Source organism: Frankia sp. AgB1.9 (assembly GCF_016786355.1).
In the GTDB taxonomy this organism is placed as follows: domain Bacteria; phylum Actinomycetota; class Actinomycetes; order Frankiales; family Frankiaceae; genus Pseudofrankia.
In genome coordinates this window covers 1-15,989 of the sequence record NZ_JADWYX010000171.1, presented here as the reverse complement: position 1 = coordinate 15,989, position 15,989 = coordinate 1, and the positions used below count along the sequence as shown (strand labels likewise).

Below are 15,989 nucleotides of genomic sequence, written 5' to 3'. Positions count from 1 at the left end.
GCTCGCACCCCTTCCGGGGGTGCGAGCCCTGCTGGTCTGACTGGTACTGGGCCGACTAGATGGTCCAGGTCTCCTTGCCGGCGATCATCTTCATCAGGTCGCCCGCGCCTTGGCGCTCCTTGGCCCGGCCGATCTGGGCGTTGAGCTCCTCGTCATAGCTGGGCACGTCGACGTCACGGAAGACCCCGATCGGGGTGACACCGTGGCTGTCGCCGGTCAGCCGGGACAGGGCGAACTGCTGGCTCGGGTCGGTCGCGTGCGCGTCGTGCAGCAGGACGCCCGGGTCACCGGCGGCGCAGACCTCCAGCGAACCGTCGGCGGCCCGGCGGACCGCCTTGCTGCCGTCGCCGCCGAAGGTGAGCGGCTCACCCTGGCGCAGCCGCAGCGTCGCGTCGTCCTTGGTGTCCCGGTCCTTCATCGCGTCGAAGGCGCCGTCGTTGAAGATGTTGCAGTTCTGGAAGATCTCGACGAACGCGGCGCCGGGGTGCTCGGCCGCGGCCCGCAGCACCGAGGTGAGGTGCTGGCGGTCCGAGTCGACCGACCGGGCGACGAAGGTCGCCTCCGCGCCGATCGTCAGCGACGTCGGGTTGTACGGCCGGTCCAGCGAGCCGTGCGGCGTCGACTTGGTGATCTTGCCGATCTCGGAGGTCGGCGAGTACTGGCCCTTGGTCAGGCCGTAGATCCTGTTGTTGAACATCAGGATCTTGATGTTGACGTTGCGGCGCAGCGCGTGCAGCAGGTGGTTGCCGCCGATCGACAGCGAGTCGCCGTCGCCGGTGATGACCCACACCGACAGGTCGGGACGCGAGGTCGCCAGGCCGGTCGCGATGGCCGGAGCGCGGCCATGGATCGAGTGCATCCCGTAGGTGTTCAGGTAGTACGGGAAGCGCGACGAGCAGCCGATGCCGGAGATGAAGACGACGTTCTCGCGGGCGATCCCGAGCTCGGGCAGGAAGCCCTGCACGGTCGAGAGGATGGCGTAGTCCCCGCAGCCGGGGCACCAGCGGACCTCCTGGTCCGAGGCGAAGTCCTTGCGGCTCAGCGGAATCGTCGTCGCCGGGACCAGGTCGAGCAGCCGGTTGGTCACCCGGCCGTCGCCAACCTTGCCGTTGGTGGTGACGGTCACTGGTTGATCACATCCTCGAGAACGCCGGCCAGCTCAGCCGCCTTGAACGGCATGCCCCGGACCTGGTTGTAGCCGATCGCGTCGACCAGGAATTCCGCCCGTACCAGCATCCGCAGCTGGCCGAGGTTCATCTCCGGCACCAGCACGCGGTCGTAGGACCGCAGTACCTCGCCGGTGTTGGCCGGGAACGGGTTCAGGTGACGCAGGTGCGCCTGGGCGACCTGCAGACCCTTCGCGCGGACCCGGCGGACCGCCGCCGCGATCGGGCCGTAGGTCGAGCCCCAGCCGAGCACCAGCACGCGGGCCGAGCCGGTCGGGTCGTCGACCTCCAGCGGCTCGATGTCGGCGGCGATGCCGTCGACCTTCGCCTGGCGCAGCCGGATCATCTTGTCGTGGTTGGCCGAGTCGTAGGAGATGGTGCCCGAGCCGTCGGCCTTCTCCAGGCCGCCGATCCGGTGCTCCAGACCAGCCGTGCCGGGGACCGCCCACGGGCGGGCCAGCGTCTGCGGGTCGCGCAGGTACGGCCAGAACTCGCCGTCGTGGTTCGGCTCGGTGGTGAACTCGACCGTCAGGTCGGGCAGCTCATCGCGGGTCGGCAGCAGCCACGGCTCGGAGCCGTTGGCCAGGTAGCCGTCCGAGAGCAGGAACACCGGGGTGCGGTACTTGGTCGCGATCCGGGCCGCCTCGATCGCGGCGTGGAAGCAGTCCGACGGCGACCGCGGCGCGATGATCGGCACCGGCGCCTCCCCGTTACGGCCGAACATCGCCTGCAGCAGGTCGGCCTGCTCGGTCTTGGTCGGCAGACCGGTCGACGGGCCGCCGCGCTGGATGTCGACGATCACCAGCGGCAGCTCGAGGCTGACCGCGAGGCCGATCGTCTCCGACTTGAGTGCCACGCCGGGGCCGGAGGTCGTGGTGATGCCGAGCGAGCCGCCGAACGACGCGCCGAGCGCGGCGCCGATACCGGCGATCTCGTCCTCGGCCTGGAACGTGCGGACGCCGAACTGCTTGTGCTTGCTCAGCTCGTGCAGGATGTCCGACGCCGGGGTGATCGGGTAGCTACCCAGGAACAGGTCCAGCCCGGTCAGCTCGCCGGCGGCGATGAGGCCGTAGGACAGCGCCAGGTTGCCGGAGACCCGCCGGTACAGACCGGTCTTCATCCGGGCCGGCGCGACCTCGTAGGTCACCGAGAACGACTCGGTCGTCTCGCCGTAGTTGAAGCCGGCGCGCAGTGCGGCGATGTTCGCCGCGGCGATCTCGGGCCGCTTGCCGAACTTGGTCTGGAGGAACTCCTCCGTGCCCGCGGTCGACCGGTTGTACAGCCAGCTCATGAGACCCAGGGCGAACATGTTCTTCGCCCGCTCGGCCTCCTTCTTGTTGACCGCGCCGGCGACACCCTCGGTGGCGTTGACCGCATTGATGGTCATAGACGTCAACGGGACCCTGTGCACGCGGTATTTGTCCACCGTGCCGTCGGTCAGCGGGTCGGTCGCGTAGCCGGCCTTCTTCAGGTTTCCGCCGGTGAACGCGTCCGTGTTGACGATGAGGTCACCGCCCGGCGGCAGGTCTTTCAGGTACGCCTTCAAGGCGGCCGGGTTCATCGCCACGAGGACGTCGGGCGCGTCACCCGGCGTCAGAATGTCGTGGTCGGAAAAATGCAGCTGGAAACCGGACACACCGGCCGGAGAACCGGCTGGCGCTCGGATTTCGGCGGGAAAGTCCGGGAGTGTCGACAGGTCGTTGCCGAACACCGCCGTCTCACTCGTGAACTGCTCGCCGGTGAGCTGCATACCGTCGCCGGAGTCGCCGGCGAACCGCACGACGACCCGGTCGAGCTGGCGAGTCTCCCTGCCGGCTCCCTGCGCCCGGACCTGCTCGCGGACCTGCTCAGACACCTTCAGTAACCTCCTCAGGTACCGGACCAGCCTACCTGTCGGCCCATTTGGGCGCGCGGATAGCGGCGCCTGCGCCGCCGAGGGGTGAGCCGTCCGGCACGCCAGGTGGCACCTACTTGTCGGTAGTCATATCACGCTACGTGTCCGGGCCATCTCTAGCGGTCGTGTGGCCGGGACATCCTTCGTTCCGATGGGGCCCGGTGCGCTTCGCGTGCCGGTCAACCTGCCATCTCAACGATCGACATTTCGCGCTCCGACCGGCGGATTGCCTGCGATGTCAGGTATTTGTCACCGGCGGGTTCGGCCGGCCACTTCCCCAGTGTCGCCGAGGACCTCATTCGCGCGTCCGCCGGATGAGACTTCATCCCGATGACCTCGCCCACACTATGTGGGATTGGCCACCATGCCGGTCCGGCGCGGATCGTCCGCGTTCAACCGGAGCGTGGCGTGTGCGCGTGGTTACCGCAACCTGACGACGTCCCCGCCGGGCGCAGGGTTGGCGTCGCCGAACGGTCGCCGTGCCGGGGCGCGACCGCGGGGCGGGACAATCGGTGGGTGCGGTTGGACATCGGGGTGGTCGGGTTCGGGCGGGCCGGAGCCGCCGTCGCGGTGGCGCTCGCGGACGCGGGCCATCGGCTCGTCGGGGTGTCGGTGCGCTCCGCGGCGGCCGCCGGGCGAGCCGAGCGCTGGCTGCCGGCGGCGGCGCACCTGCCGGCCGCCGAGCTGGCCGCCCGGGTCGACGTCCTGATCCTCGCCGTCTCAGACGATGCCCTCGGCCCGGTTGCCGCGACCGTCGCGCACCCCGGCGGGCCTGGCGGGCCGCGTCCGGGGACGGTCGTCGTCCACCTCAGCGGCCGCCAAGGGCTCGGCCCGCTCACACCGGTCGTCGCGCGGGGCGCGTCGCGGGCCGCCATCCACCCGATCATGAGCCTGGCCGGGCTCGATCCGGCGGCCGACGCCGGCCGGCTGCGCGGCACGACGTTCGGCGTGACGGCCGACCCGGCCGCCACGCTGGTGGCCGGCCGGCTGGTCGCGGACGTAGGTGGGCGGACGGTCGAGATCCCGGACGAGGCCCGCACCATTTACCACGCCGCGATCGTGCTCGGCGCGAACTATCTGGCCGCACTGGCCGGAGCCGCCGCCGATCTGCTGACCGGTGTCGGCATCGAGGACGCCCGGGCCGCACTGGCGCCGCTGCTGCGGGTCTCGCTCGACAACGCGCTGCGGGACGGCGACGCCGCGACCACCGGTCCGGTCCGGCGGGGCGACGCCGGCACGGTCGCCGCCCACCTGGGCGCGTTGCTCGCCGCCGATCCGACCGTCGTCCCGGCCTACATCACCCTCGCCCGGCTCGCGGCGCACCGGTTGGAGGCGTCCGGACTCCTCACCACCTCGGCCGCGGCCACCGTCCGCGCGGCCTTGGACGACGCCGACCAGGCCTGACTCCGACCGCGCCTGACGCCGACGGGGCCTGACGCCGACGGGGCCTGACGCCGACGGGGCCTGACGCCGACGGGGCTTGACACCGACCGAGCCTGGCTCGGACCGGGTCTGACGAGGTGCGGACCTGGCGCGGACGTGCGCAGGATGCGCGGCGGGAGCCGGCCGGGGAGCCGGACGGGCGGGCAGCCGACCAACTGTCGTCCCGGGCCGTGCGCCGGTTCCTTGGAGGTCCGGTCCTGTCGGGGCGCGCGGGCAGGCGGTGCGGACCGGGTTATCTCTGGACAACTGGGGCATCACGGACGCTTGTGCACGGACGGGAACGCCGGCCGGCACCGTCGGCGTTGAAGCGGTTGCAACCTTCTGACACGACAGGACAACGGGACGCCATGTCTCACCTCAACGGTCTCAAGACCGCCTTGCTGCTCGGCGTGCTGTCGGCCGCGATCCTCGCGGTGGGGGCTATCTTCGGCCGAAACGGGCTGATCATCGCCCTCTGCATCGCCGTCCTGATGAACGGCTTCTCCTACTTTTTCTCCGACAAGCTCGCGTTGCGGGCAATGCGGGCGTACCCGGTGAGCCAGGTTGAGCAGCCGCGTCTCTACGCGATCGTCCGCGATCTCGCGACGCGTGCCCGTATGCCGATGCCACGGCTTTACGTGAGCCCCACCAGCGCGCCGAACGCCTTCGCGACCGGCCGTAACGCGAAAAACGCCGCTGTGTGCTGCACCGAGGGAATCCTCGAGCTGATGGATGACCGTGAGCTGCGCGGCGTGCTCGGCCACGAGCTGAGCCACGTGCACAACCACGACATCCTCATCGCGTCGGTGGCCGGGGCGCTCGCCAGCGTGATCGTCTACCTGGCCAACCTGGCTCAGTTCGCGGCCTTCTTCGGCGGCCGGAACGAGGACGGCCCCGGCATGTTCGAGCTGCTCCTGCTGATCATCCTTGGCCCGATCGCCGCGACGATCATCCAGCTGGCCATCAGCCGAGCCCGCGAGTACCAGGCCGACGAGTCCGGCGCGACCCTTACCGGCGACCCGATCGGCCTCGCGAACGCGCTGCGCAAGCTGGAGTCGGGCACCGCCGCCCGGCCGCTCGCGCAGAGCTCGCGGCTCGCGCCCGTGTCGGCGCTGATGATCGCCAACCCGTTCCGGTCCGGCGGCGTGACCCAGCTCTTCTCGACCCACCCGCCGATGGACCAGCGGATCGCCCGGCTGGAGGAACTGGCCCGGCTCAACCCGTACCGCTGACCTGGAACGGTCCGCGAGGGGCCCGAAACGAGGGCACCCCGCCCGTGGGGGGATGCGGGCGGGGTGCTTTCGACGGAGCTCGGGGGGTGCTCCGCCGGGTCTGTGGCCTCGAAGCTTCTATGGCCTCGGAGGTTCAGCCTCGGAAAGCACTTACCCCAATTTCGGGCCAACAATCACGGTATGTGTGAGCGTTGCCCGCGATGATGAGCTGACGCCCATTTCCCCAGCTCAGCGGCTTTCCGCCGTCGCGGGACGCATTGGGTAGCCGGGTGGGCGCCGGGTGGGATCAGCGGTAGTTGACGAACTGCAGCGCGACCTCGAAGTCCTCGGACTTGAGCAGCTGGATCACTGCCTGCAGGTCGTCCCGCTTCTTGCCGGAGACGCGCAGCTGGTCACCCTGGATCTGCGCCTGGACGCCCTTCGGGCCCTCGGCGCGGATCTTCTTCGCGATCGCCTTGGCCTTCTCGTCGGCGATGCCCTGGGTCACGGTGATCGCCAGCCGGAACTCCTTGCCCGTCTGCTTCGGCTCGTCGTACTGCAGCGTCTTGAGTGAGATGCCTCGCTTGACGAACTTCTCCTGGAGCACGTCCAGCACGGCCTTGACCCGCTCCTCGCTGTTCGCGGTCAGCGAAATCGAGTCGCCCGAGTGCTCGGCCGAGGCTCCCGTGTCCCGGAAGTCGAAGCGATTCTTGATCTCCTTTGCGGTCTGGTTGACCGCGTTGTCGATCTCTTGGGTGTCCACCTTGCTCACGATGTCGAACGAGGGGTCCGCCACGGCGAGGAGCCTCCTGTCAGGGTCGAGTCGAGAGGGTCTGGACCGCCGCCCGCAAGGCCAGAGCCGCCGACGGCGCACCGTGCCCCAGCCGTACCCCCGCCGGGACCGGTATGCTCTCCGAGGACACGGCAGGTTGCCCGAGTGGCCAAAGGGAACGGTCTGTAAAACCGTCGGCTCAGCCTACGTTGGTTCGAACCCAACACCTGCCACCACCCCCGATCTTCTGCACCGCAGCAGGTCACAGGCCCCGGAACCACTACCGGGGCCTTTTTCGTGCCCTCGGCCAGTCCCGACGGATCACGGCCCTGGTCCGCCGCACACCATGCGCACGCGCGATCATGCTCCCGGCTCCAGCGCCAACATGGCCTCGATCCCGTCGGCGGGCGGCGAGGTCGTCACCGTCCACGCACTTCGCGTAGGTGTGCAGCAGCACGGCCACGCTGTGCCCTGCCCATTCGGCGACCTGCTGGGGCGACACCCCGGCGTTCAGCCACCCGGACAGGCAGGCATGCCGCAGGTCGTACACCCGTCGGGCGAGCGGGCCCGCCGCCTGCGCCGGGGTCAACGCCGCGGTCCGGGCCGCCGCCCAGGTGCGGCCCACGACCGAATCGGACAGGTCCCCGCCGCGCATCCCGGCGAATAGCCGGCCGTCTGACGCGCAGCCGACCTCCGCGACATGCACGCGCAGGATCGCCACAAGTTGCGGGCAGGCCGGCACCGGTCGGGTATCGCCCGCCGCCCGGTGTTTGAGCTGCCGCGAGGGCGTGAGGTCCCCGGCCCCGGACTCATCGACCCATCCGAGGGAAGGGGAAGAACGAGATCATGTCCGCGTGATCACTCCAGCCATGAGGGCCAGGCCCTCGGACCTCTGGGATGCGGGACCGTCATCATCCGAGGTCGAGCACGAACGGCGAGCCCGGCCGGCTTGGCTGCCACCCGCGCTCGAGCGCTTGTCGAATGGCGGCGGCGACCGCGGCAGGCTGTACGGAAGGGGCCGGGGCTTTGATCCAGTTGTCGGGACGAGGTGTGGCCAGGCGGACGACGAGGGTGCTACGGCCGGGCGGGTCCGCGCGTTCAACGGCGAAGCTGAGCGGTGACCAGGTCAAGCCTTGGCTGTACGTGGGCTTCCGGCGCACGACCCAGCGGTAGTGGTCGCCGTCGACCACGATCGGTCTGCTACCCCGCTTGTTGAGAGCCACCGACCCTCCACCGGATGTCGTCCTGTCTCGTTGCGTGGTGCGCCGCACACGCCGCGCACGGCCAGGACCCCGACGGCCCGCCCCACGCCACCAGGGCCCCGCCTCGCTTCGCTCGGCACCCCGGGCGCGTCGGGCCGCCACCCCGCCCGCGCGCGTCGGAGCGTCGTGCCAAGCCTTTGCGATCTTGTTCGCACACCATGCGCACACCCGGGCCGGTAGCCGTGCGGCGAGAGGACGTTCCGCCGCAGGTCATAGCCAGTGCAACATACGTGCATGCGATCACGACCCCGGCTCCAGCGCCAACATGGCCTCGATCCGGCGCCGGGCGGTGACGTCGTCGCCGTCCACGCACTTCGCGTAGACCCGGTGCAGGACGGCGACGCTGTGCCTGGCCCACTCAGCGACCTGCTGAGGCGGTACCCCGGCGTTCAGCCAGCCCGACAGACAGGCCGCAGGTCGTAGACCCGGCGCGCACGCGGACCGGCCGCCTGAGCCGGAGTCAGCGCCGCCGTCCGAGCTGCCGCCCAGGTCCGGCCCACCTCCGAGTCCGACAGGTCCCACCGCGCATCCCTGGAAGAGCCTGCCGTCCGGTGCGTACCCGAAGTCCGCGATATGCGTCCGGGGGATCGCGACGAGCGGTGGCTCGTTGGCGGATCTTGCACGGCCGAGAACCCGGCGGTAGGGACGAGCCCGCCGGCTCTCCGAAGGGATCACGCTCCCCCAGCCAGCAGGGCCAAGCCCTCGGCTCGCGTGGGTTGGGTGTCCAGATCAATCGCTCGCTTCGGCAGTCGACGGCTCATCCTGGCCGAAGCCGTTGACGAGACCGACGGAAGAAGCCAGCTCAGCCGGACCATGCGTCGCAGCGCGCCGCGTCGGCAGACTTGGGTCATGAGCGATGGCAACTTGGTGTGCGACGTCTGGCTGGCCGTGCTCGATGCCGTGCCGGCCCCTGCGGCCATCAGCGCTTTCTGGAACTGGAAGGAAAACGACGTCCTCGACTCTGTGCCCGAGGCGGATTGCCTCTGGATCGGTCGCACGGACGCGATGGCCGAATATCCATTTCCTGGCTCTGCCGGGGGAGTCGGCGATCTGCTGTTCCTCGTGGGGACGCTGCCGGAGTACACCGCGCCGCAGATTACGGACGAGTTGATCGAGCGCCTGACGGTTGCCTTCACTGCCGCCGCCGACCCCACTCTGCCCGCGATCAGCGTCACCGAGTTCGTTGCCTTCCTCGTCGCCAACGAGGGTCGATACCTGCTGGACACCGACTCGCCGGTGGGCACTGACCGGTGGGATGAGCCCGCGCCTTGACCCACCAGTCGCCACGCACCGCCGGGGGCATCAGGCGCGGCACGCATCACGGCCGTTGCAGCCATGAGGGTGAGTCCCTCAAGCCGTCGCGGTCGGGTCTTAGCCAACGGGCATACTCGGCGGCATGAGCGAGGAGGCCCGCCAGGACGTTTTCGATCAATTGTGTCGAGTCGTCGCGGGGGAGATCGAGGCTCAGGTGGCGGTGCGTCGCCCGGTCGAGGCGATGGCGCCACTGATCGCCGATGCCCTGCTTGACGTGTTCGACATCATGCTCAGACCCCCCGAACCCCCCGGCCTGAGTCAGAGGGAAGCGACGAACGAGAACACGCCCGCCTGATCGCTCCGCAGATCTGGCGCCCGACGGCTGCGCCGTGCGGTGCCTGAACCGTGAGGTGGTCGCCTACATCCGGGTCTTCTTGACCTCACGTTGATCGACCTGCGTGCAGCCACCAGGAAGGACCGGAATTATGACGGAACCGTCTTGGCCTGGCGTGGCACTTTTCAGCACTCTGGCGCAGGCCGGCGACGCCTCGACGATGGAGATCTTGAAGACCTGGCCGATATCGCGTGATCCATTCCCGATGGGCCGATCGGTGAAGGTCCAATTTCCTCCCACGACCGACAGCGGGTCAGTGTTGTCGCGGTAGAATACTCGGCTTCCAGTCCCATCGAAGCCATAGTCCAGGATCCAGATCGTGTTGTCGCCTAGATTTTGTGCAGTCCCGCTGATGACCACGCCTTCGATACCCGAAATCTCGGTTCCGTTAAGGGGGGCCTTTACGACGATGGTCGAGACCCCGGACGTGGTCGGGGCGGCGGAAGCGAGTGGCGGCGAGGTCGCCGTGCCGGTTTTACCCGCAGGTGTCGGCACTTCTGTGGGTGTGGCCGTCTTGGACGGCTCGCGGGTCGTCGCGAAGACCGCCCCAGGAACCCCGAAGGCGAGAGCCAATCCTAGTATGAGTACCACCAGGCCCGCTGGAAGTCTGACGCCGACATTATTGTATTCGCCCGACGCATCGGACATGCCGCGACCAGCCTGATGCTGGTGGAGAAGGTAGCCGCCAAAACTGGCGGTGGCGAGTCCTGCGGAAACGCATAGAACATAGAAAACAGCCGGCATTGCAGACTGCACCCCCGTGCTTCTGACTCTGACAAATCTGCAAGTGCCGCGGATCGTAACATCCTGGTCGCGTTGGGTCGTTGAGGAGATCTGGGAGGATCGGGGTGTCGCGCGTGTCATACCACCGACTCGCGGTGAGTCACGGGCACCGAGGTTGAGAAGGATTCGGGCGACGTGTTCGGCGACCTGGGGGACGACGGCGTTCCGAGCGCCTGTAGCCGTCCGGTCTGGTCCGGGACGCCGATGGCGGGGCGGGGGGTGTCGCGCTCCCAGGGCTCTACAGGTAGAGCTGGGTCCAGTCCGCCGGCACGCCCATCATCAACTTCACCAGTTCGGGGTTCAGGCGTCCACCAGCGGTCTCAGCCAGGTCCGTCCCAGCTGGCCCCGCGGGTCGAGGCCCGGGCGGTCGGTGCGGCTCACGCCAATCACGGTGGTGCGCGCCAGGACCAGAAGGCCCAGTCCCGGCCGATCAGATCGTCGTCGGTTGACTGCCGACAGATGTCGTTCCTTGATCGCCGTTTCGGCCCTCGGGTGGTCGTTATCCGACTCCGTTTGTGACCACCCGAAGGCCGAAACGGCGATCAAGGGCACGAGGGTGGGCTGCGCGGCCGGCCAGGCTTCCTGGGGGCGTCGGGGCGTTGGGACGGAGCTAGCGGGGCCGGGGTGCCGTGTTCGGTCAGGCGACGGCGTCGAGCTGGGCCCTGGTGAGGGCGGGGTGCAGCGTCAGGCCGAGGTCGGCCAGCCGCTGAGCGCCGCCCTCCTGGCGGTCGATGACGCACACGACGTGTTCGACGGTCGCGCCCTGGTCGCGCAGCACCTTCGTCGCGTCGAGGACGGCGCCCCCGCTGGTGACCACGTCCTCGACGAGGACCACGTGCTTGCCGGCGAAGTCGCCACCCTCGGCGATCTGGCGGGTGCCGTACTCCTTGGCCTTCTTGCGGACGAAACGGGCCGGCAAACCGGTCCGGGCCGAGAGCAGGGTCGCCAGCGGGACTCCGCCGAGCTCCAGACCGGCCAGCAGTTCGGCCTGCGCGGGCACCAACGGGACCATGGCGGCGACGATGTCGGCGAGCAGCGCCGGCTCGGCCTCGAACCGGTACTTGTCGAAGTACTCGGTGCTCGTCTTCCCGGAACGCAGCACAAAGCTGCCGGTCAACAGCGCTGCCGCCCGGACCCGGGTGGCCAGCAAGGAGATCTCGGTTTCGTCGCCCACGCCTGCCGACTCTAGTGCCGCTCGCGACAAGGTTGGCCAGGCGGAGAAGCGCGGTCATACCTCCTGGTCGCCGACCCGGCTCCCGCGCACGACCCGGAATCCCGCGCACGACCTGGAATACAGCCTCGCGTGGCTCAGGAGCCGCGGAGGCGGGTGACGTAGCGGTCCAGCCATTCGTCGGCGAACCGGGAACGGTCCCAGTCGTCGGGCGCGGCCTCGTCGACCGCGCGCCAGGTATAGGTGAAGGCGAACAGGCCGCTCGCGGGACCGGAGGCTTCCGTAGCGCTGGTTCGCACCCGGCGGACCAGGTACGGGTCACCCTCCCAGGAGTCGAGCAGAGCCCATTCGACCGGAGTCAGCCCGGACAGCAGCAGGCCGGAGGCTCGGCCGTCGGGTGCGGGCACAAGCCCGGGGTAAGGCCGGCCGGGAAGCCGGGCGGCCCGCCAGCCGGGCACGACGGCCGAAGTGACGGGTGGCCTGCGACCGAGGAGGGCGTCGACAACCGGCGCGAAAGTCAGCGTCCCGTAGGCGAACAGCGCCAGCCCATGCCGCTGGTCGGCCGGGGCCTCGTGCGTCCCGGGGGCGGCCGGCCCGCTCACCTCTCGGACCACCCGGCGGCGAGCAGGGCCGGGAGGTCGGCAATCGAGTCGACAACGTGGTCCGGGGTGCCGTCGGCGGCGGCCAGGGCATCCAGCGCCATCCCCTCGCTGGTCGCCCAGAACGCCGCCCGACAACCCATGTCGGCACCGTAACGGCCGCGGCGCCGCGGGCAACCCGCTCGCCCAACCCGGAACTCACCTTTAACACCCCGGACCAGCGGGGCCCGCTGTCCGTCCAGGTCCAGGCAGGCCCGCTGTCAGCCTGGGCCAGGGCAGCCCGCTGACGGCCCGAGCCTGCGCAGGCCTACCAACGCGGGCGGCTCGGCACCCGAGGTCGGGCGCCCCGGCGGCCTGCTCCGGAGCGCCGAACCGCGACGGCTGGGCCTCCCGCGTGACCGGTCGTGCGCGGGAGGCCGGTTGGCCCCCGTGGATCAGGGAGCCACGGCAGCCGCCACCGCGCCGACCGCGGGAACGGTGCCATGCGACTCGGCGACCTGGTTGGTGGTGGAGTTCCAGGTGAGCTTGCCGTGCTGGAACGCGCTCTCGCGGCCACCGGGAACGTCGTATTCGTCGCTGACCGGCAGGCCGAGCCAGGAACCGGAGCCGCCGTCGGCCAGATACTTCTTCAGGATCTCGCCGTGCACGATGAACGCGCCGAGCGCGGGGTGCCAGTAGATCCGGCCGCCCTCGAACACGGCCGACAGCCCGTCAGGCGCGGTGGTCCACGAGATGTCCTCAAGTGGCCGGCCCAGGGAACCGTTGCTGCCGCCGGACGCCACGTACTTCTGCGAGATCGGTCCGAACAGCGCTCGGGTCCCGGTCTCGGTCGACCAGAACATCAGCCCGTTGGCGTACGGCTGCCAGCGCCCGCCGCCCGCGGGGCCCTCACCCCGGGTCGGGGCGCCCAGCGAGATGTGCAGCAGTGGCTCGGCCGCGTACCGGGCGGCGATCTGGTCGATGGTGCCGTTCGCGCTGGCGGTCAGGTCGGCCGCACTGCAGCAGAACGCGTTGACGTCGACCCGGCCGTTGATGCCGTTTACGGCACCGCCCGAGTCGTACTGCCAGATCAGCCAGTTCGGCCAGCCGCCGGGCAGCGGGCCCGGATCGGCGTTGTTGTTGTAGATCGCGAACCAGAGGGGGTACTTCGCGAATGCCTGCGTATTGGCGATCTTGTCAGTCCAGAACGACCGGAAGGTATAGAGGATCGGCGTCCGCCCGGTCCGGCCTTCGACCGTGCGCAGGAACGTCTGCGTCCACTTCGTCAGGTCGGTGGGGCTGAGCCCGCCGGTCGTCTCCAGATCCAGCACCGGGGCCAGCTGCCCGATCGTGTTCGTGTTGCCGGCGGCGGCCAGGAAGTAGTTCGCCTGGTCGACGGCGGTCGAGATCGGCAGGGCGGGCCTGGCGTAGTGGTAGGCACCGATGGTCAATCCGGCGGCCTGGGCCCCGGCCTTGTCCGAGGCGAACTGCGGGTTGGTGTAGTTCGTCCCCTCGGTCGCCTTGATCACGGCGAACTGGTTGCCGGCGGCCTTGACGGCGCTCCAGTCGATCGCGGCCCCGTTCTGGTGCTGCCACGACGAGACGTCGACGCCCTTCGGCCAGGCGGGATTCGGCGAAGCCGCCGCGGTCGCGGTCGTCGAGAGGGCGAGCGCGGTGATGGCCATCAGGGCCACCCGCGGCAGCCTTCGGCGGGGCCGCCGTCCCGGCCGGCCGACCAGCGCCCGGCCGGCCATCCGGTGGCTGGTTGACCGCTGGGCGGTCGGTACCTGCCAGGTTGGCCGTTGGGTAGTCGACGCATGACCGGCTGGAGGCTGAGAGGTCGATGCTCGGCCGATCGGCCGCTCGGGGATCGGGGCTTGGCCGGTTGGTGGTCGAGGGGTCGATGCCTGGCCGGTTAGCCGGTCGGCGGCCGAGCCTTGGCCGGCTCGCAGCTGGCTGGCTGACAGCTGAGCCGCCGACAGCTGATCGGCTGGCGGGCGGGGCGACGGTACGGCAACGTGGTGGCCGCCGGGGGATGGGTCGTGGGGGGACGGCGCCGTTCCAGCGGGCAGCGGGGCTTGGGGGGGCAGCGCCGCTCGGGTGGCGATCGGTCTGCCGGTGGGCAACCGTGTGCCGGAAGGCAGAGCGGTGTCGGAAGGCAGGGCGGTGCCGGAGCGCCGCGCGGCGCCGGACGGTAGTGGCGTGCCGGTCGGCAGCTGCGTTCCGGGGGGTAGTGGCGTGCCGGCCGGCACCCGGATTCCCGGATGCCCGGCGACCGGGTCGCCGTGCGTTCCGGTGCCCCGAGGCCTCGCCGGGCTGGTACCGGGCGGCCGGTGGCCGGCCGCGCCGTCGGCGGCGAGGGCCGCCGGCTGGCTGTCCTGGTGGTGCCGGGCGGGGTGGGGCATGAGGCGCATGGGCAACCCTCGCTGGTCGCGGGTTCTGCTCGGGTCCGCTCGTCAGAGCGCGGCCGGGCGTCCCGCTCAGCGGGCGTCAACGGCCGAGAGCCACGCTAAGCGCGAAACTGGCTACTCAGTGCAACCAGTCTGGGGTTCGCAAGGAGTTTGTCGATGCCCCCAATCACGCTCAGTCAGAATGTCGCGACGTTTCCCGACCCAGCGGGTGCGTCTGCGGGCCCCGAGGTGCCGCCACCTCCAGTCCGGGCCCGCCCCCGGCGTGGCGCACCCCGCACCCGGTTCAGCCCGCGTCGCGGAAAGCGCTGCTACGTACCGGGAACCGAACCGAAGCCCCCGCTCGACGCGAATCTGCCCAGACGCCCGATGCTCAGGACTTGTGTCGGATCTTGTGTTGGTCCCGATGGAGCGCGAACGCGGGCCTTGACCGGCCCGCGGTGTGCCGGGCAGCGGGGCTGGCGAGGGACGACAAAGGGACTGGCAAGGGGGCTGGAGCCGTGGGAGATGGTGGGGAGCGCCACACGACGGAGGTCGGTCGAGGCCGTCAACCTGCTTCCCACACCCGGCTCGCCATCGTGTAACGTGTGACCCGCGAGAGCAGCGCCCCTTTAGCTCAGTCGGCAGAGCGTCTCCATGGTAAGGAGAAGGTCTACGGTTCGATTCCGTAAAGGGGCTCGACGGTCCGGCCGGCATCAGGCCGTGGTCAAGATCAAGGGCCACTGCTAAATCGTTGTCGTGTGTGGCCTTTAGCCAGTACGCTGCCGGTCGGGATGCCCGCCGTATGTGGCGTCCGAGGCGGTGTAGCTCAGCCTGGCAGAGCAAGCGGCTCATAATCGCTGTGTCGCCGGTTCAAATCCGGCCACCGCTACGATCAACCTGTTCGTAGCCCTTTGGGCTCCTTTCCGGTTGGTTGATGTCTTCCCAGGGGGGCGACCCCCTGGAACCCCCGGGTCAGGGGGCTTCGCCCCCCGACACCCCCCTGGCTTGGGTTGCGTTGGGCGGTTGGGGCCTGGGTGCTCGGCGCTCGGGGTCCTGCTGGCTTCGGGGCCTGCCGGCTGGGGTGCGGGTGGGGTGGCTGACTGGGATGTGATGAGGGGCTGCTCGGTCGAGCCTTTCGGGTCGGCTAGACTCTTTGTGGACTCTGGTCTGGGGCGACCCCGGATCCGAACCTGAACCTAGGCCGCGCTCTGGGCGCGGCTGGCCGCAGAGTGGCGGGCCTCTGGCGAGAGGCGTCCGCTTCGCGGCGTCTGACCGTTTGGTAAACCGCTACAGGAAGAGGCTCACGCCGTGGCCGCCACCGACGTTCGTCCGAAGATCACTCTGGCGTGTCAGGTGTGCAAGCACCGTAACTACATCACGCGCAAGAACCGTCGCAATGACCCAGACCGTCTCGAGCTGAAGAAGTTCTGCCCGAACTGCCGGCAGCACACGGACCACCGCGAGACCCGGTAAGTCGCGGGCGCGGGCAGGGCCTGCGCCAGGCAGTCGGACGCCCTCCGGGCGTCCACCGGGCTTCACGGCCGGAATGCTCGTCGGCCCCGGCCGGGTTGGTTGGGGTTCGGCGGATAGCGGACCGGAGCTGTCACGCCGCTAGTCGAGAGGCCGGGGCGGCCGCGGGGCCGCGGCGGGGGGGGGGGGGGGGGGGGGGGCGGGGGGGGGGCGGCCGCCCCG

Annotated in this window: 16 protein-coding genes and 3 tRNA genes; 8 read left to right on the top strand and 11 right to left on the bottom strand. The window is 70.0% G+C overall.

What is annotated here, in order from left to right; all coding sequences use genetic code 11:
* Nucleotides 1-55 precede the first annotated feature (55 nt).
* Together I6A60_RS37975 and I6A60_RS37970 are read right to left on the bottom strand one after the other, a co-directional pair.
* On the bottom strand, nucleotides 56-1,126 hold the full coding sequence (locus I6A60_RS37975; RefSeq protein ID WP_203025086.1) for a 2-oxoacid:ferredoxin oxidoreductase subunit beta: 1,071 nt from the start codon (nucleotides 1,124-1,126) through the stop codon (nucleotides 56-58).
* Nucleotides 1,123-3,021 carry a 2-oxoacid:acceptor oxidoreductase subunit alpha gene (locus I6A60_RS37970; protein ID WP_203025087.1) on the bottom strand — a complete coding sequence of 633 codons (1,899 nt, stop codon included), beginning with the start codon at nucleotides 3,019-3,021 and terminating at the stop codon, nucleotides 1,123-1,125. Before I6A60_RS37970 ends, I6A60_RS37975 begins: the two co-directional genes overlap by 4 nt.
* 555 nt (nucleotides 3,022-3,576) lie before the next feature.
* On the opposite strand from I6A60_RS37970, the gene I6A60_RS37965 reads away from it, so the two are divergent.
* Nucleotides 3,577-4,464, top strand: a complete 888-nt coding sequence (locus I6A60_RS37965) for a Rossmann-like and DUF2520 domain-containing protein (protein WP_203025088.1) — start codon at nucleotides 3,577-3,579, stop codon at nucleotides 4,462-4,464.
* Between the two features lie 386 nt (nucleotides 4,465-4,850).
* Nucleotides 4,851-5,714: a zinc metalloprotease HtpX gene (gene htpX / locus I6A60_RS37960; RefSeq protein WP_203025089.1), complete on the top strand. Its 864-nt coding sequence runs from the start codon at nucleotides 4,851-4,853 to the stop codon at nucleotides 5,712-5,714.
* Nucleotides 5,715-6,000: 286 nt separating this feature from the next.
* Here the strand turns inward: htpX and I6A60_RS37955 are convergent, their stop codons facing one another.
* Nucleotides 6,001-6,489: a YajQ family cyclic di-GMP-binding protein gene (locus I6A60_RS37955; RefSeq protein ID WP_203025090.1), complete on the bottom strand. Its 489-nt coding sequence runs from the start codon at nucleotides 6,487-6,489 to the stop codon at nucleotides 6,001-6,003.
* 127 nt (nucleotides 6,490-6,616) lie between these two features.
* Here I6A60_RS37955 and I6A60_RS37950 point away from each other — a divergent pair.
* A tRNA-Tyr gene (locus tag I6A60_RS37950) sits at nucleotides 6,617-6,701 on the top strand.
* Between the two features lie 44 nt (nucleotides 6,702-6,745).
* Here I6A60_RS37950 and I6A60_RS37945 read toward each other — a convergent pair.
* From I6A60_RS37945 to I6A60_RS42425, 3 genes are all read right to left on the bottom strand, one after another.
* Nucleotides 6,746-7,171, bottom strand: a complete 426-nt coding sequence (locus I6A60_RS37945) for a hypothetical protein (protein WP_203025091.1) — start codon at nucleotides 7,169-7,171, stop codon at nucleotides 6,746-6,748.
* A gap of 205 nt (nucleotides 7,172-7,376) precedes the next feature.
* Nucleotides 7,377-7,655, bottom strand: a complete 279-nt coding sequence (locus I6A60_RS37940; protein WP_307874077.1) for a hypothetical protein — start codon at nucleotides 7,653-7,655, stop codon at nucleotides 7,377-7,379.
* Between the two features lie 312 nt (nucleotides 7,656-7,967).
* Entirely contained in the window at nucleotides 7,968-8,249 is a 282-nt protein-coding gene (locus tag I6A60_RS42425; RefSeq protein WP_238437080.1) for a hypothetical protein, read from the bottom strand.
* A 327-nt stretch (nucleotides 8,250-8,576) separates the two neighbouring features.
* Between I6A60_RS42425 and I6A60_RS37930 the strand changes: the two genes are divergently transcribed.
* Together I6A60_RS37930 and I6A60_RS37925 are read left to right on the top strand one after the other, a co-directional pair.
* Nucleotides 8,577-8,999, top strand: a complete 423-nt coding sequence (locus tag I6A60_RS37930; protein WP_203025093.1) for a hypothetical protein — start codon at nucleotides 8,577-8,579, stop codon at nucleotides 8,997-8,999.
* A 124-nt stretch (nucleotides 9,000-9,123) separates the two neighbouring features.
* Nucleotides 9,124-9,336, top strand: coding sequence for a hypothetical protein (locus tag I6A60_RS37925; protein WP_203025094.1), 213 nt, complete (start codon nucleotides 9,124-9,126; stop codon nucleotides 9,334-9,336).
* A gap of 63 nt (nucleotides 9,337-9,399) precedes the next feature.
* On the opposite strand, the gene I6A60_RS37920 is transcribed toward I6A60_RS37925, so the two are convergent.
* The 5 genes from I6A60_RS37920 to I6A60_RS37900 form a co-directional block, all read right to left on the bottom strand.
* A complete protein-coding gene (locus I6A60_RS37920; protein WP_203025095.1) occupies nucleotides 9,400-10,131 on the bottom strand; it encodes a hypothetical protein in 732 nt (243 codons plus the stop codon).
* A gap of 664 nt (nucleotides 10,132-10,795) precedes the next feature.
* The gene (gene pyrE, locus I6A60_RS37915; RefSeq protein WP_203025096.1) at nucleotides 10,796-11,332 is read right to left on the bottom strand and encodes an orotate phosphoribosyltransferase; all 537 of its coding nucleotides are present in this window, start codon (nucleotides 11,330-11,332) and stop codon (nucleotides 10,796-10,798) included.
* Between the two features lie 134 nt (nucleotides 11,333-11,466).
* Nucleotides 11,467-11,931 carry a gamma-glutamylcyclotransferase family protein gene (locus I6A60_RS37910; protein ID WP_203025097.1) on the bottom strand — a complete coding sequence of 155 codons (465 nt, stop codon included), beginning with the start codon at nucleotides 11,929-11,931 and terminating at the stop codon, nucleotides 11,467-11,469.
* The gene (locus I6A60_RS37905; protein ID WP_203025098.1) at nucleotides 11,928-12,071 is read right to left on the bottom strand and encodes a hypothetical protein; all 144 of its coding nucleotides are present in this window, start codon (nucleotides 12,069-12,071) and stop codon (nucleotides 11,928-11,930) included. The genes I6A60_RS37910 and I6A60_RS37905 overlap by 4 nt, the downstream gene beginning before the upstream one ends.
* 291 nt (nucleotides 12,072-12,362) lie before the next feature.
* Nucleotides 12,363-13,592, bottom strand: coding sequence for a GH25 family lysozyme (locus I6A60_RS37900; protein WP_203025099.1), 1,230 nt, complete (start codon nucleotides 13,590-13,592; stop codon nucleotides 12,363-12,365).
* A gap of 1,328 nt (nucleotides 13,593-14,920) precedes the next feature.
* Between I6A60_RS37900 and I6A60_RS37895 the strand changes: the two genes are divergently transcribed.
* The 3 genes from I6A60_RS37895 (at nucleotide 14,921) to rpmG (ending at nucleotide 15,770) form a co-directional block, all read left to right on the top strand.
* Nucleotides 14,921-14,993, top strand: a tRNA-Thr gene (locus tag I6A60_RS37895).
* A 119-nt stretch (nucleotides 14,994-15,112) separates the two neighbouring features.
* Nucleotides 15,113-15,186, top strand: a tRNA-Met gene (locus I6A60_RS37890).
* 419 nt (nucleotides 15,187-15,605) lie between these two features.
* Nucleotides 15,606-15,770 carry a 50S ribosomal protein L33 gene (rpmG, locus tag I6A60_RS37885; RefSeq protein WP_013427341.1) on the top strand — a complete coding sequence of 55 codons (165 nt, stop codon included), beginning with the start codon at nucleotides 15,606-15,608 and terminating at the stop codon, nucleotides 15,768-15,770.
* Nucleotides 15,771-15,989: the final 219 nt, after the last annotated feature.